The 15,699-nt window shown below is 68.1% G+C and carries 14 protein-coding genes; 7 read left to right on the plus strand and 7 right to left on the minus strand.

The features are described 5' to 3' along the window. Positions 1-182: 182 nt before the first annotated feature. Complete coding sequence (locus CFB39_RS25065) at positions 183-1,412, plus strand: DUF2252 family protein (protein WP_089474855.1); 1,230 nt, start codon at positions 183-185, stop codon at positions 1,410-1,412. 26 nt (positions 1,413-1,438) lie between these two features. Here the strand turns inward: CFB39_RS25065 and CFB39_RS25070 are convergent, their stop codons facing one another. From CFB39_RS25070 to CFB39_RS25085, 4 genes are all read right to left on the minus strand, one after another. Further along, complete coding sequence (locus tag CFB39_RS25070; protein ID WP_089474856.1) at positions 1,439-2,773, minus strand: type II toxin-antitoxin system HipA family toxin; 1,335 nt, start codon at positions 2,771-2,773, stop codon at positions 1,439-1,441. A gap of 2 nt (positions 2,774-2,775) precedes the next feature. Next, a complete protein-coding gene (locus CFB39_RS25075) occupies positions 2,776-3,204 on the minus strand; it encodes a helix-turn-helix domain-containing protein (RefSeq protein ID WP_089474857.1) in 429 nt (142 codons plus the stop codon). 152 nt (positions 3,205-3,356) lie between these two features. Beyond that, on the minus strand, positions 3,357-4,481 hold the full coding sequence (gene ribBA, locus CFB39_RS25080) for a bifunctional 3,4-dihydroxy-2-butanone-4-phosphate synthase/GTP cyclohydrolase II (protein WP_089474858.1): 1,125 nt from the start codon (positions 4,479-4,481) through the stop codon (positions 3,357-3,359). Next, a complete protein-coding gene (locus CFB39_RS25085) occupies positions 4,478-5,416 on the minus strand; it encodes an alpha/beta hydrolase (protein ID WP_089474859.1) in 939 nt (312 codons plus the stop codon). Before CFB39_RS25085 ends, ribBA begins: the two co-directional genes overlap by 4 nt. A 281-nt stretch (positions 5,417-5,697) precedes the next feature. Between CFB39_RS25085 and CFB39_RS25090 the strand changes: the two genes are divergently transcribed. Further along, complete coding sequence (locus CFB39_RS25090; protein ID WP_069251570.1) at positions 5,698-6,888, plus strand: LuxR family transcriptional regulator; 1,191 nt, start codon at positions 5,698-5,700, stop codon at positions 6,886-6,888. A gap of 199 nt (positions 6,889-7,087) precedes the next feature. Here the strand turns inward: CFB39_RS25090 and CFB39_RS25095 are convergent, their stop codons facing one another. Beyond that, the gene (locus CFB39_RS25095; protein ID WP_089474860.1) at positions 7,088-7,753 is read right to left on the minus strand and encodes a cation diffusion facilitator family transporter; all 666 of its coding nucleotides are present in this window, start codon (positions 7,751-7,753) and stop codon (positions 7,088-7,090) included. Positions 7,754-8,041: 288 nt separating this feature from the next. Beyond that, positions 8,042-9,226, minus strand: coding sequence for a thiolase family protein (locus CFB39_RS25100; RefSeq protein WP_089474861.1), 1,185 nt, complete (start codon positions 9,224-9,226; stop codon positions 8,042-8,044). 519 nt (positions 9,227-9,745) lie between these two features. Here CFB39_RS25100 and CFB39_RS25105 point away from each other — a divergent pair. Beyond that, a complete protein-coding gene (locus tag CFB39_RS25105) occupies positions 9,746-10,768 on the plus strand; it encodes a DNA-binding protein (RefSeq protein WP_089474862.1) in 1,023 nt (340 codons plus the stop codon). A gap of 149 nt (positions 10,769-10,917) precedes the next feature. On the opposite strand, the gene CFB39_RS25110 is transcribed toward CFB39_RS25105, so the two are convergent. Further along, positions 10,918-12,489, minus strand: a complete 1,572-nt coding sequence (locus CFB39_RS25110; RefSeq protein WP_089474863.1) for a hypothetical protein — start codon at positions 12,487-12,489, stop codon at positions 10,918-10,920. Positions 12,490-12,794: 305 nt separating this feature from the next. Here CFB39_RS25110 and CFB39_RS25115 point away from each other — a divergent pair, with 305 nt between their 5' ends. The 4 genes from CFB39_RS25115 to CFB39_RS25130 all read left to right on the plus strand — a co-directional run bounded on the left by CFB39_RS25115 (position 12,795) and on the right by CFB39_RS25130 (position 15,699). After that, a complete protein-coding gene (locus CFB39_RS25115; protein ID WP_089427491.1) occupies positions 12,795-13,415 on the plus strand; it encodes a TetR/AcrR family transcriptional regulator in 621 nt (206 codons plus the stop codon). 234 nt (positions 13,416-13,649) lie between these two features. After that, positions 13,650-14,708, plus strand: a complete 1,059-nt coding sequence (locus tag CFB39_RS25120) for an NADP-dependent oxidoreductase (RefSeq protein ID WP_089474864.1) — start codon at positions 13,650-13,652, stop codon at positions 14,706-14,708. 100 nt (positions 14,709-14,808) lie between these two features. Next, positions 14,809-15,108 carry a putative quinol monooxygenase gene (locus CFB39_RS25125; RefSeq protein WP_089458980.1) on the plus strand — a complete coding sequence of 100 codons (300 nt, stop codon included), beginning with the start codon at positions 14,809-14,811 and terminating at the stop codon, positions 15,106-15,108. A 135-nt stretch (positions 15,109-15,243) separates the two neighbouring features. Beyond that, positions 15,244-15,699, plus strand: a complete 456-nt coding sequence (locus tag CFB39_RS25130; protein WP_089432687.1) for a (2Fe-2S)-binding protein — start codon at positions 15,244-15,246, stop codon at positions 15,697-15,699.

Raw genomic sequence — 15,699 nt, forward strand, 5'->3', positions numbered from 1 at the left:
GTGCGCAACCCGCACCGGCGCGCATCGTCCAGGTGGATGGCCCCGATCCGGCCGAATGAAGCATGAGACGGCAGGCCGGGGGGGCGGACATTGGCGACGCTGCCGGTTTGCAGAAAGGCATCGATCAATGGCATCGTGACGAAGCCGCATGCCGCACACGACAGGAACATCCGGAGAACCGAATGAGCAACCAGTCACAGCCGAAGCCGAAACAAAAGCAGAAGCGCATGCCGAAACCCGCCGGGCGCCAGGCGATCCTGACCGAACAGCGTCGCCGGAAGATGGCGCGCTCACCTCACGCGTACGTGCGCGGCAATACGGCGCGTTTCTACGAATGGCTCGTCGAAACCAACGGCAGCGCACTGCCGCACGGGCCGTCGATCTGGATCTGTGGCGACTGCCATACCGGCAATCTCGGCCCGGTCGCGAACAGCGAAGGGAAGGTCGACGTGCAGATCCGGGATCTCGACCAGACGGTCGTCGGCAATCCCGTTCACGACCTGATCCGCCTCGGGCTGTCGCTGGCGACGGCCGCGCGCGGGTCCGCACTGGCGGGCCTGACGATCGTGCACATGATGGAGGCGATGACGGCGGGTTATGCGTCGGCATTCGGCAGCCGCCACGCGAAGCTGCCCGAACGCCCCGAACCCGTGCACCTCGTGATGAAGCAGGCCATGCGCCGCTCGTGGCGGCAACTCGCGGTCGAACGGATCGATGGGCTCGCGCCGACGATTCCGCTTGGCCGTCGCTTCTGGCCGCTGAGTGCGAAGGAATCCCGTGCGATCGGCACGCTGTTCAGCGACGAGGCGATCGCGACACTCGCGACGAGCCTCAAGGGTCGCAAGGACGGAGGCAAGGTCGACGTGCTCGACGCGGCGTACTGGGTGAAGGGCTGCAGTTCGCTTGGACGGCTACGCTACGCGGTGCTGCTCGACATCGACGGCGACGTGAGCGACGGCGACGACCTGTGTCTGATGGACATCAAGGAGGGCGTGACGGCCGCTGCACCGCGCGACGAAACGGCGACGATGCCGCGCGACAACGCCGAGCGCGTCGTGGAAGGCGCACGGCATCTGTCGCCGGCCCTCGGCGAGCGGATGCGGGCCGCGCGCCTGCTCGATCGCGCGGTCGTGATCCGCGAACTGCTGCCGCAGGACCTGAAGCTCGACATCGATCTGCTCGCCGAGGACGATGCGCGTGACGTCGCGCGCTATCTCGGTGCGGTGGTCGGCGCGGCCCACGCGCGCCAGATGGACAAGCCGACACGCATGGCGTGGCGCACCGAACTCGGCCGCACCCGCGCGAAGACGATCGATGCACCGATGTGGCTGTGGAACAGCATCGTCCAGCTCGTGAGCAGCCATGAAGCGGGGTATCTGGAGCATTGCCGGCGCTTCGCCGCCGGAGCGTAGCGTGTCGCCGCGCGCGACGGCCGAGGCTACCCGGGCGCGCCCAGCTTGCGGGCCTGCCGTCGCATGCCCTCGAAGATTGCATCCGCCACGTCCGCCGGAAACTCCGCCGGGATCTGCGCTGCGGCCTCGGCGATCGCGGGTTCCGTGCGCGCGACGACGGCTGCCATCGCGGCGTGCACGTCATCTTCGGTCAGGCCGACACGCCGGCCCTGCGCGATCCAGTGGCGCGGCTGGATCTCGCCGATCACGTAGTGCCGGTTATTCCCGCACACGGCCATCGCGAGCCGCGCGCGGCGCGGCGGAAGCTGGTTGCGGCGCGTGCCGATGATCGGATGCGCGGACAGCACGTCGTACAGCGGCGTGCTGCGGTAGGTATTGCCGGGCAAATGCGCGATGCTGAAGTTCTTCGCGTGGCCGTCGATCGCCGCCAGCACCCAGAACACGAGCTGCGTGACGAAGAAATTCATCCGGTCGCGCGCAGCGTCGGCCGAATTCGCGAGGATGCCCATGATCGTCTCGATGCCGGGGCCGCCGTCGGATTCGTATTTCGCGCCTGCGGGCGTGCCGGTCGCCTGGCACATGTCCTCCTGCGGCAATCGCAGGATCCACGTGCGGTCGCGCGATGGCCGCCGGTCGAAGCGCTCGACGATCAGCGCTTTCTGGTCATCGAACCGGCCGATCTCGCACGGTGCGACCGGCAGGCCGTACGCGGCGACGAGCGTCGAGCACAGCCATTCGTTTTCGACGGACGTCCGCATGTCGGCCTGCATGTTCCCGACACGTCCGAGCGGCAGCTTGAAAATGTGCGTCGTCGGCGTGCTGCCCAATGGTCGCAGCCAGCGGTTTCCGTAACGCAGCAACGCGGTCTTTTCCTGCGCGCCGGCAATCGACAGGCTCAGGTCGCCTTCCAGCTCCGCGCGGCCGGGCAGTGGCGTGGCGGTCGCGTGGCGCAGCACGTCGGCGACGGCCGCGTCGTCAAGCGTCATGCCGTCGATCGCCTCGAGATCGACGGGCGTCTCACCGGCCGGCAGCATCTGAATCGCGCCGACGCAATCGCGGCCGATCGACGCGAGCAGTTCAAACGGCGCCGTCGAGCGGAGCCCGTAACGCTGCGCGATGCGACGGCGGATCGGCTCGCTGTCCGGCAGCAGGTTGTCGAAGTAATCGGCGACGATCGCGCCCTGGTGCGGCTGGTTGCCGGGCGTGAAGGGCAACGACAGCGACAGCGGCCGCCCCTGTGGATCGTCGAGCCATTCAGGCAGGTAGACAAGGCGCTCGACGCCGCGCCGGACTTCCCAGTAGCCGACCGGAATGCCATTCATCCACAGGTCGAGCCGGTCGTGGCGGACACGCGTGGCCATCGTCACCAGTCCTCCCGCTTCGCAACCCTGGGCTTGCCGGGTGCTGCGTCAGTGGGCCGCTTGCGCTTGGCGCCGGTTGCGGGTTTGGCTGGATTTTTGGCGGGCGTGGTGGCGCGGGACGTTTCCTGCTTGCGTTTGCTCGAAGCCGGTTTCCGAACCGCCGGTGTGGCATCGGGCACAGGCACGGGATCGGCCGATGCCGCCGACACGTCCTGCTTGCCCAGTGCGAGTGTCATGTGAACGCCGAGCGCGTTCAGCACTTTGAAGAGCCGCTCGATGCTGACCGCCGACGGGTTGGCCTCGAGCTGCGCGTAGGATTGTTGCGTGACGCCCAGACGGGCGGCCAATTGCGCCTGCGTGAGGCCCGCGGCTTTCCGGAAGCCGACGAGTATCGGCCGCAGTTGGGTCAGGGTCTGGACAGGAAAGGACATCGGGCGCTCCGCAGGATGACAAGCGATCGTTTGTAATCGAAAAATACAGCCTATAGCATGTATTATCAAAATACAAACCAAAGACTGTATCCACCGAAAACAAGCGATAGCCTGTCAGGCGTAAAGCCGACCCGCCATCCCGCGTCAATGTCTCACGCCACCCGCAGCGGATTCGCCTGCACGCTCCGCGCGCTTTCCGGATCATCGTCGCCGAGCGGAATGAACGCCATGATCTCGAGGTCGTGACCCGACAGCGCCGGCAGCCGGAACGGGCTCGACAGCACGTTCAGCCGCCGCACGCCGAGCTCGCGCAGGATCTGCGAGCCGATCCCCGTCACGCGTCCGTCGCGGCGCGCATGGCTGGTCGGCACTCGCATTGCGTCGCCACGCATGTCGCAGTCGAGCAGCACCGCGACCCCGCAGCCGGCCGCGTCGATTCGTTGCAGCGCGGCGTGCAGCGGCCACGAATGCGCGGACGGCTCCGCATCGAGCAGGTCGAGCAGCGAATGGCATTCGTGCACGCGCGTCAGCACCGGCGTCGACGGATCGGGCTCGCCGCGCACGAGCGCGAGATGCGGCGCGCCGTGCACCGTATCGCGATACTCGATCGCGCGGAATCGTCCCCAGGGCGTATGCAGCGGCCGCTCGCCGACGCGTTCGACGAGCGACTCGTGTTCGCGTCGGTAATGGATCAGGTCGGCGATCGTGCCGATCTTCAGCCCATGCTGCGCGGCAAACGCCTTCAGCTCGGGCAGCCGCGCCATCGTGCCGTCGTCGTTCATCACCTCGCAGATCACCGACGCGGGCGTGAGCCCCGCGAGCGCCGCAAGATCGCAGCCGGCCTCGGTGTGCCCCGCACGCACGAGCACGCCGCCGGGGCGCGCGGCGATCGGGAACACGTGGCCGGGCTGCACGAGGTCGTCCGGGCGGGCGCCGGCCCGCACCGCGGCACGGATCGTGTGTGCGCGATCGGCCGCCGAAATGCCGGTCGTCACACCTTCGGCCGCCTCGATGCTGACGGTGAACGCGGTGCCGAACGGCGTGCCGTTGTGATCGGCCATCGGCGGCAGCTTCAACTGCTCGCAGCGCTCGGCGGTGAGCGTGAGGCAGATCAGCCCGCGCCCGAAGCGCGCCATGAAATTGATCGCGTCGGGCGTCACGTGATCGGCCGCGATCACGAGATCGCCTTCGTTCTCGCGATCCTCTTCGTCGACGAGCAGGACCATGCGGCCCGCCCGCAGTTCGTCGACGATCTCCAGCGTGCCGGCGAGCGTCATCGTGCCTCCGTCAAATCGAACGCGCGGCGCAGCGCGTCGGCGCCGAAGGTCAGCACGCGGTCGGCTGCATCGATCGCGCCGAGCATGCTCGCGAAACCATGAAGCTGGCCCGGCCAGCGCACGAGCGTCACCGGCGTGCCGGCCTGCGCGAGGCGCAGCGCATAGGCTTCGGCCTCGTCGCGCAGCGGATCGAATTCGGCGCTGACGATCGTCGCCGGCGCCACGCCCGCGACGTCCGGCGCGGCGAGCGGGCTCGCGAGCGGCGACGCGCGATCGGCGCCGTCGTCGAAATAGTGCTGCTTGAACCAGCGCATCGCGTCCGCCGTCAGGAAATAGCCGTTGCCGAGCGTTTCGTACGACGGATGCTCGGTCGCGCAATCGACGACCGGATACAGCAGCAACTGGTGCGCGATCGCGACGCCCGAGCCGCGCAACTGTAGCGCGGCGACGGCCGCGAGATTGCCGCCGGCGCTGTCGCCGGCCACGGCGATCGCCCCGGCGCGCGCGCCGAGATCGCGCGCGCTGGCAGCAGCCCAGCGCACCGCGTCGCATGCGTCGTGCGCGGCCGCCGGGAAGCGTGCCTCGGGCGCAAGCCGGTAGTCGACCGACAGCACGAGCGTGCGCGCCCGGGTGGCGAGGCTGCGGCACAGGTTCGCATGCGTGTCGATCCCGCACGACACGAAGCCGCCGCCGTGGAAGAACACGGTCAGCGGCAACGGCCCGTCGGCGGCGGGCCGATACAGCCGTGCGGACAACTGACGGTCCGACAGCGGAATCCGCCAGTCCTCCTCGGCGGCGACGGCATCGCCCGGGGCGAACGCGCCGCCGGCGGCAAGGCTCGCGCGATATGCGGGAACGGTCAGCTGCGCGAAATCGATCGCGGGTGCCTGGGCAAACGCGGCGAGCAGCGCCTGCGCCTGTGGGTCGAGCGGCATGGGGACTCCTGTCTGAATCGGATGCGTTTTGAATCAGGTAAACCCGTGTCGCGGTTTTCCCTGAGTCCGCGCCGGACGCTTGCCGGCACGGCCTGACGGGCATTCCAGCGCAGCAGGCAGGGCGCCACATCATCCGATCGGACGATGGTTCGTTCGCACGGATGGCCAATTCTCACCATTCAGTGAATCTCCCGATGACGCCGGAATTTAGACGCGTCTTAATCATGGCGGCGCGGTTGGGTCGCGCCGGAAACATGCCGTATGGAGGATGGAGCGTGCTGATGGAGACGAGATGGGCTCCGCAAGAGAGCCAGGCAACCAGTGACGAAGCCGACATCGGCGTCGCGGATTTCAGCGAACTGATGGCGCGCATCTACCAGGGGCCGCTGGAGACGCCGCCGTGGGCCGGCGCGCTCGAACTGGTCCGCCGCTGGCTGCAGGCGAACTACGTGACGCTGATCCTGCGCGCGGCCGCCAGCGACCGCCGCGCGCCGCTGTCCGTGCACGCGTCGGAATTCGGCCCGGTGGTGCCGGGCGACGGCGAGGCGTCGTACAACAACTACTACTATTCGCTCGACCCGTTCGTGGGCCTGCCGGCCGACCGCGTGGTCACGGTCGACGACGTGTTCGGCGACACGGGCTGGCTGTCGAGCGAGCTGTACAAGCAGTTCCTGAAGCCGCAGGACGTGCGCTATATCCTCGGCGCCGACCTGCGCACGGCGTCGGGCGTCGAGTGCCGCTTCCGCGTGTGCCGCAACCATGCGTCGAAGCAGTTTTCCGCGCGCGACAAGGCGATCTGCGCGCTGCTGCTGCCGCACCTGAAACGCGCGGTGGAATTGCATTCGCGGCTCGACACGGCCGAGGTCGAACGCTCGATCTATGCGAATGCGATCAACCGGATGCAGATCGGCACGATCACGCTCGACGAGAACGGCACGATCATCGACCTGAACAGCGTGGCCGACGAGATCCTCAAGCAGAACAACGGTCTGACGATTGCGCGCGGCACGATCGAGGCGACCGATGCGCAGGAGAACCGCACGCTGAAACGGCTGATCCGCCATGCGGTGATGGGGCACCACGGCACGGCCGCGGCGACCGTCGAGGCGATGCCGATCACGCGCAGCTTCGACAAGCCGCGCCTCGGGCTGCTGGTGCGCACGGTGCTGCTGTCGGACTGGTCGGAGGACAACAAGCGGCGGCCGGCCGTCACGCTGTTCCTGCGCGACCCCGACCGCAAGCCGCAGGGCGCGCAGGAGATCATCCGCAAGCTGTTCGACCTGACGCCCGCCGAGACGTCGCTCGCGCTGCTGCTGACGAACGGGCTGACGCTCGAGGAAGCCGCGGAGGAATCGGGGATCAGCAAGAACACGGCCCGCACCCATCTGCGCGCGATCTTCTCGAAGACGGGTGTCACGCGCCAGGCGACGCTCGTGCGGATTCTGCTCGGGAGCGTCGTGCCGCTCGGGTAAGCGACCATCAAGGTCGATCCATCGGAACCGGCCGCATTCGTCTGGCGATACATCAACTTCGGTCAACGCGTCGCGTATTGCACGATGATGGCGGCGACCTCATGCAAAAGAGGCTCGCACCGCGCGAGCCTCTTCTTCATTCATCGTCGCAGATAGCGGCTACTGTGCCGCTCGCGATGCGGGGCGCTGCCCGCTGCGTTCACGAGCCGCGCGTCGACCGATCGGCCCATGCCGACAGCGCCGGCCACTGCGCACAGCCGCGCCGGATGAAACCCACACCCGTGCGGATCACGAGTGCGCCGATCGCCAGCGCGGCCAGATCGTCGAGACGACCGAAGCCAACCAGTGCCGCGCTCATCGCGAGCGCCGCCAGCAGAGACGACAGCGCATCGGTCCGCACATGCCAGCCGCTCGCCTCGAGCAGCGCGGAGCCCGTCTCGCGCGCCTTGCGCAGCATCCAGTGCGACAGCCCGGCCTTGCCGGCAAGCGTGACGGCGACGAGTGCGAGCGTCGCCGCGCCCGGCTGCACGACGGGCGGTGTCGCGAACCGGTTCGTTGCATGCCAGATCATCTGCGCGCCGGTTACGACGAGCAACGCGCCGAGGCCCGCGAGCGCGAGCGGTTCATAGGTCGGGCGCCGCTCCGGCGGCAGGCGTGCGTCGAGCCGGCACGCGACGAGAATCAGCGCATCGGCGGCGAGATCGATCGCCGCGTGGGCGACGTCCGCGAGCAGCCCCGACGAATGCGCGGACCACGCCGCGGCCGTCTCGACGGCGAGCAGCAGCAGGTTGATCACGAGGCTGACGGCGAGGGCGCGGGACGTGGCCGCATAAACATGGGGCGTGGCGCGCGACGTGCGCTGCATGGCGGATTCGTCTGTCGAAAGCGTGGGTCAGCCCCGAACGCTACCGGTCGACGGTGGCAGATCGGTGACACGGGGGGCAATCGCCGAATCCGTGCGCGATGCGTACGGAAGCCTCCGGGCCGCCCGCCGACTTGGCGCGGTGCCGCCGGGAAGGTGACTGGCTGCACCGTGACTCGGGAAGCCAGCGCCGCGAGCCGCATCGCCCGCGGCGTTTCCCTTTCGTCCGAATCGCCGATGCGCCGATGCGCCGATGCGCCGATGCGCCGATGCGCCGGCGTCAGCGTCGACTCAAAGCGCCTCGATCGCCAGCGCGATGCCCTGGCCGCCGCCTATGCACAGCGTGACGACGCCGCGCTTGATGCCGTCGCGCCGCATCGAATGGATCAGGCGGGTCGTCAGCACCGCACCCGTCGCGCCGATCGCATGACCGTGCGCAATCGCGCCGCCTTCGATGTTGACGATCTCCTCGGCAATGCCGAGCTGGCCCGCCACCGCGATCGGCACGACCGCAAACGCTTCGTTGATCTCGAAACGCTCGACGTCGGCCAGCGTCCAGCCCGCCCGCTGCAGCGCGATCCTGACGGCCGGCACGGGGCCGAGCCCGAACATGCCGGGTTCGACGGCAGCGACGCCGAATGCAACCAGCCGCGCGCTCGGCGCAATCCCGTGCGCGTCGGCGAATGCGCGATCCGCCACCAGCATCGCCGCCGCGCCGCTGTTCAGGCCGGGTGCATTGCCCGCGGTAATCGTGCCGTCTGGGCGGAACGCGGGCTTCAGCTTCGCGAGCGCTTCGAGCGTCGTGTCGGGGCGCGGTGTCTCGTCGCGCGCAAACGCGACGCGCGTCTTGCGCTGCAGGACGTCGACCGGCACGAGCTCGGCGTCGAACTTGCCGTCCGCCAGCGCGGTGGAAAAGCGCTGCTGCGAGCGGAGCGCCCAGCGATCCTGGCGATCGCGCGAGATGTCGAGCTGGCTCGCGAGATCCTCGGTATGCCAACCCGAATGCTGGTCGGAAAACGCATCGACGAGGCCGTCGCGCAGCATGCTGTCGCGGATCGGCGCGTCGCCCATCCGGTAACCCGAGCGTGCGCCGTCGAGCAGGTACGGGGCGCGCTCCATGCTTTCCATGCCGCCGGCAATCGCCGCATTCGCGTAGCCCAGCAGGATCTCCTGCGCGGCATTGACGACCGCCTGCGCGCCGGAGCCGCAGACGCGGTTGACCGTGAGCGCCGGCACCTTGACCGGCAGGCCCGCGCCGATGGCGGCCTGCCGAGCGGGATTCATCTTGTTGCCGGCCTGGATCACGTTGCCCAGCACGACCGTGTCGATCGCCGCGCCGTCGAGGCCGCTGCGCCGCAAGGTTTCGCGGATGGCGATCGCGCCGAGCTCGGTGGCCGGCGTGTCCTTCAGGGATCCGTTGAACGTACCGATCGGTGTCCGGACGGGGTGGCAGATGACGACTTCGCGTGTGCTCATGATGCGTTCCTGGATCGCGTTGCAAGTTGCGCGGACGAGTCGGTGGCGAACGAGGGCGCGCCGCGCCATTCGCGTCGCCGGTTCGATTGCGCCGTGACGCCGGCAGGAACGCCGGCGCGGTGCAATGCGGCCGCCTCCGATGACGGAATCACGTGCCGCTCTGTGAGGGAACGGTATCTATGCATATGCATACTGTCAACGGGGACTTTGCGTAGGAGATTGAGGGGCAGGGCATGTAGTCGGGGAGGGGCGCGCCTGACGCCGCGCACGTCGCGGTCGGCGGTCGGCTTTCGATCTATCAGCGCTGATGACGGTTTTTGCGCCGATTGCAGAGGCGTTTTGGTGTACGGGCGGATGGGGATGGAGTTGGAGCGACGTGTCGTGCTCGGCGATTTCGTACGTGATGCCGACTTCGTTGATATCGACATTATATAAATAATGTCAAATTAAAAGGCGTGATGAATTGGATATTTAACGGTTTACGTTATATTATTTACGAAATCACCAGACCAACCCGCCATGTCCGATCTCGCTGCCGACGAATCCCGCCTGACCGCCGAAATCGAGCGCCTGAAGGCCGATTTCCCGAAAACCCGTGAGCTGTATCGCGAAGCCTGCGCGCTGCTGTTCTTCCGCTTCGGCATCACGCCCACCGCGAACCGCCTGTACCAGCTCGTCCGCAAGGGCAGCATGAGCACGCCGACGGCCGTCCTCGGCGAGTTCTGGGCAGAGCTGCGGGAAAAGAGTCGCGTGCGCATCGAGCATCCCGATCTGCCGGCCGATCTGCAGGCGGCCGCCGGCGAACTGGTGGCGGCGCTGTGGAATCGGTCGAGCGCCGACGCGGCCGGCGCGCTCGACGCATTGCGCGCGGAGGTCGAGGCCGAGCGGGTTGCGGCGAAGGCGGAAGTGGCAGCAATGCAGGCCGAACTGGCCCGCACCGAAACCGCGCTGGAGCAACGCACGGCCGCGCTGCTGGCCGCGCAGGTACGCATTCAGGAACTGGAACAGGCGAGGGCGGCGGACGACGCATCGCGGCAAGCGCTGCAAGCGGATATCGAACGCCTCACGGCCGACAACGCGGAAGGCGACCGCGCACTTGCGCAGGCGCGGGCGGACTTCACCACCCAGCTCGACCGGCTGCGCGACGATGCCGGCCGGGCCGAGGAGCGTTTGCGCGCGTCGGAGAAGCGGGCGCTTCAGGAGATCGATCGCGAGCGGCTCGCGGCCGCGCGGCTGCAGAAGGAACTCGAGGCAGCGGCATTGCGCATGGAGCAGCGCGATGCGCAGCAGCGCAAGGAAATGGCCGCACTGCAGGCGCAGCTCGGCGACGCGCTGCATCGATGCGGCGTGCTTCAAGGGCAGCTCGACGGCGCGCTGGCGACCGATGCGGCACGGAGCAAGGAACTCGATGCGCTGCGGCGAGAAATGACGGCGCTCTCGCGCCGGTCGGCGCTGCGTGGTGCCAAGGCAGCGCCAGCCGCACAACGGGACGAGCGGAGGGCGCGCACGCGAAAGCGCGCGGACGAAGCGCCGCCTCGTTGAAGTAGAAGCCGCAAGCGTGCGTCAGCCGAAGGCGACGCACGCCGGAAGCCCGGAGCCTGAAGCTGAAGCCGGAAGCCGAAGCCGGAAGCGGCCAGGCAAGCGACCGAGCCCCTCACACCCCCGATCGCCCACCCATCCACCGATACCGATCAACTCGACACATACCGCGACGGCAACGCCGGCGCATCCGCCGGAATTGTGACGAGCGACGTATTGAGCCAGCCCTGCGGCGACCCATTCGACTGCGCATAGGCGCCGACGTACGGCATCATCCGTGTCGTCTGATAGACCTGCGGCGTCCACCCGGCGGGCGCGAGGAAGATCGACGTCGCGCGCTTCTCGCTATACGCGGACGCGCCGTACGTCGAGATGTTCCACAGCGTCTGCTGATACGTCGCATAGTCGGCGTTGTGCCGCGAACCGCCGGCCTGCCAGCCTTCGAGCTGGATGAACGTGTTGTACGTGCCGGCGCCCGCGAGCAGGTTGTTCACCGTGCGCCCGTACAGGAACGACAGGATCAGCCCGCAATTCGCCGGCGCGAAATCACTGCCGACGCTCAGGTAATAGCGGCCCGTCGTGTTCAACACCGACGCGTAGTGCGAGTTGCCGATATCCGTCGACGTCGTCAGCCCGCTCGCCCCCATGAAGCTGTCGAACGCCTGCATCGTGACGCCCGCCGGCAGGTCGCTCGTCGCGCTGATCGCGACGATATGCGAGCCGGCCGCCAGCAGCGTGAGGAACGCGGACAGCGTGCTCGTATTCCAGTTGCCCTGTGCATCGACGAACGGAAACGCGCGATAGCCCGTCAGCGCGAACACCGCCGGATCGGAGCCGGCCTGCCACGCGATCTGCGGCACCCACATCGTCAGCGGGCCGGCGTTCGACGCGCCGGACACGTACTGCTTCAGCGCGTCGACGAGTTGCGCATCGGCAGCAGGCAGCACGCCATAGGCCGCGCCGCTCTGCCAGCGCTGCACCCATTGCGCGACGAAGCCCGCCAGTTGGCCGCCGGTGAAGTCGGCGGGCGGCACGTAGCCGAGCGGGCCGGTGCTTTGATAGGCGGACTGGATGGCCGCGGCCGTGCGCACGTTGCTGCCGAACATGCTGTTCGCGAAATCCTGGCAGTTGTTGGCCGGCGGCGTCGCGAGCTGCGCGAGCGGGACGACCCACGCGCCATTCGCGGTCGGGACGCCGCGATACAGCGTGAGATTCGCGACCGAGTCGTGACCGGGAAACGTGGCGGCGTCGGCGCCCGACACGTAGCCGGCCGACGGCGTGACGCTGACGGTGGTCGGCTGCGACCCGAACGGATGCGTGTACGAAATGGCAAACGATGCGTCGCCGCCGGCAAGGCTGAACGATCCCGTGCAGTCGCCCCAGCTGTTCGACGCACTGACGGCGGTCGATTGCCCGGTGGCGACCTGCGCTTGCGACGCCTGCGGCAGCGAGCCGCTCTGGCTCGCCGCGTTGCCGTACGCGAGCGTCGTCGACGGGATCGTATTGACGACGTTGATCGTGATCGAGCGGTCGGCGATGCCGTAGCTGCGTGCGGATGCATCCGCGGCGCCGGCGGCGGCGAACGACGACGCGGACGTCGGGTTGCCGTCGCCGCCGCAGGCAGCCAGCGAGCCGACGAGCGGCGACAGGGTCAGCGCGGCGCCGCGCTGGATGAAGCGCCGGCGGTTCGGCGCGGACGGGCGTTCGGGTTTCGAAGCGGTCATGGGCGTTCCTGGTCACGGGTTCGGGAGGCGACAACGACGATCCGGCACATTGCACACGTGTGCAATGCCGGCCGAAACGGGTCGATCACCGGCACATGCGCCGCGCGTATTTATGCGGGAGATCGATGAAACGCCTGCGACGAAACCGAGTCGGGCGTGTGACGCCGCACGCTCGGCGGAGCGGGAAGGGGAAGGTATGCAGGCGCGACGTTTGGGCGCCGGGCGGGGATCGGGTAAAGTGCCGCTCAACATGCCGGCTCGACGTTACTAGACGACCGGTCTAATCGTTGCTACCATACGCCATCATGAATGCATCTTCGGGCGCGGAAGTCCGCCAGCACATCCTGAATATCGCCAAGCCGATCATGCTCCACAAGGGGTTTTCGGCGGTCGGCCTGAACGAGATTCTCGCTGCGGCGGGCATCCCGAAGGGCTCGTTCTACCATTACTTCGGCTCGAAAGAGGCATTCGGCGAAGCGCTGCTCGAGTCGTATTTCGACGGCTATCTCGCGCACCTCGACAACCTGTTCAAGCATCAGGCCGGCACGGGCGCCGAGCGCCTGATGACGTACTGGCGCAACTGGCTGCACACGCAGTGCGCGGACGATCCGGAAGGCAAGTGCCTCGCGGTGAAGCTCGGCGCGGAAGTGTCGGACCTGTCGGAAGCGATGCGCGCGGTGCTGCGCAACGGCACGAGCCAGATCATCGAGCGGCTCGCGGGCGGCATCGAGGCCGGGCTGGCCGACGGTTCGCTGAGCGGGGTCGCCGATCCGTCGCATACGGCCGCGATCCTGTACGAGCTGTGGCTGGGCGCGACGCTGCTGGAAAAGATTCACCGCAATCGCAAGCCGCTCGAACGAGCGATGGTCGAAACGCGGCGCATGCTGAACCTGCCGCCGCTCGAGCCGGGCGACGTGCAGTCGTAACCCGGGCGCGCATCGGCGCGCCTTGTTTTTACCCCGATTCTAGACGACTGGTCTACTCAACCACGCATGACGAACGTGTCACACCGCGTTACGCTGTCCCGATTGATTCAACCGCATGCACGCAGCCGCGCCGGCCCGAGCGCCGATGCAGCCGCCCGCGTGCGTCTCCCGCTGGTCCATCCCTGATCCGATCGTGCCCACGAAGCACGTCCATTCCTGTTGACGGAGGCTCACATGCCACAAAGCAAGACCGCTAATCGCCAGATCGTCCTGAATTCGCGCCCGGTCGGCGCGCCGACGCCGGACAACTTCCGCACCGAATCCGCTGACGTGCCGACGCCCGGCGCCGGCCAGGTGCTGCTGCGCACGGTCTGGTTGTCGCTCGACCCGTACATGCGCGGCCGGATGAGCGACGCACCGTCCTATGCGCCGCCGGCCGAACTCGGCCAGCCGATGGTCGGCGGCACCGTCAGCCAGGTCGTCTCGTCGAACCTGCCGGCGTTCCGCGAAGGCGACCTGGTGGTCGCAGGCGCGGGCTGGCAGGACTATGCGTTGTCCGATGGCAGCGGCCTGATTCCGCTCGGCCGCGACTTCGCCCATCCGTCGTACGCGCTCGGCGTGCTCGGCATGCCGGGCTTCACCGCCTATACCGGACTGCTGACGATCGGCGAGCCGAAGGCCGGCGAAACCGTGGTGGTCGCGGCGGCGAGCGGTGCGGTCGGCGCGGTGGTCGGCCAGATCGCCAAGCTGAAGGGCTGCCGCGTGGTCGGCGTCGCGGGCGGCGCCGACAAGTGCGCGTACGTGACCGATACGCTCGGTTTCGACGTGTGCGTCGACCACCGCGATCCGGCGTTCGCCGCGAAGCTGAAGGAAGCGTGCCCGAACGGCATCGACATCTATTTCGAGAACGTCGGCGGGGCCGTGTTCGACGCGGTGTGGCCGCTGCTCAACGACCATGCGCGCGTGCCGGTGTGCGGGATCATCGCGCACTACAACGACGCGGCCTACGACGACAAGGCCGTATCGACCGGCCGCGACCGCGTGCCGGCACTGATGGGCACGATCCTGCGCAAGCGCATCCGGATGCAGGGTTTCATCATCATGGATCACTATGCCACCGGCTATGCGACGTTCATGAAGGACATGAGCGAATGGGTCGCGCAGGGCAAGGTGAAGACGCGCGAGGACGTCGTCCCCGATCTCGCCGATGCGCCGGAAGCGCTGATCGGCCTGCTGGCCGGCAAGAACTTCGGCAAGGTCGTCGTGCGCGTGGGCCCGGACGAACTGGCCTGACGCCTCGGCACGGCGACACACAACGGCTGCACGCTGGCGTCACGCGACGCCGGCTTGTGGCATGCTCGATTCCGCTATCGACGACTAGGAGAATGACAAGATGGCGCTTCACGTGATTGCTTCCCTGTTCCTGAAACCCGAACACGCGGCGGCCGCCGAGGCCGAGCTGCGCAGCATGGTCGCGAAGACACGCACCGAGCCGGGCAACCGGCGCTACGACCTGTTCCGCGAACAGGACGGCTCGCCGAACCTGCACCTGTACGAGATCTACGACGACCAGGCCGCCTTCGACGCGCACCTCGCGAGCCCGCATTTCGGCGAATTCCGCGCGAAGTCGGCCGACTGGTTCACCGCGCCGCCGGTCATCAAGGTGCTGTCGGGCATCGACGTCGCCGAGTAACGCCGCCGTACGCCCGTCGCGGCTCGCGCCCACCCGGGCCGCACGGCACCCGCCGCACGGCACGCGGCGGCGATGACAACACCACGCGGCGCATCGTTCGCGCCGCTTCCCCAATACACCGGCCCCGGAGGCTGAATGATCACCCTCAACATCAACGGCGAAACCCGCTCGGTCGACGCCCCCGACGACATGCCCTTGCTCTGGGTGCTGCGCGACGTCGTCGGTCTCACCGGCACGAAGTTCGGCTGCGGAATCGCGCAGTGCGGCGCGTGCACGGTGCATCTCGACGGCGTCGCCGCGCGCTCGTGCGTGCTGCCGGTCGCGGCCGTCGCGGGCCGCAAGATCACGACGATTGAAGCCGTCGGCGCGACGCCGGCCGGCCACAAGGTCCAGCAGGCGTGGCGCGCGCTCGACGTCGTCCAGTGCGGCTACTGCCAGTCGGGGCAGGTGATGGCCGCCACCGCGCTGATCGCATCGAACCCGAACCCGAGCGACGCCGACATCGACGCGGCGATGGCCGGCAACATCTGCCGCTGCGGCACGTACAACCGGATTCGCGCGGCCGTGAAGCAAGCCGCCAAGGAGGCCTGA

The sequence above is a fragment of the Burkholderia sp. AU6039 genome (genome assembly GCF_002223365.1).
Classification (GTDB): domain Bacteria; phylum Pseudomonadota; class Gammaproteobacteria; order Burkholderiales; family Burkholderiaceae; genus Burkholderia.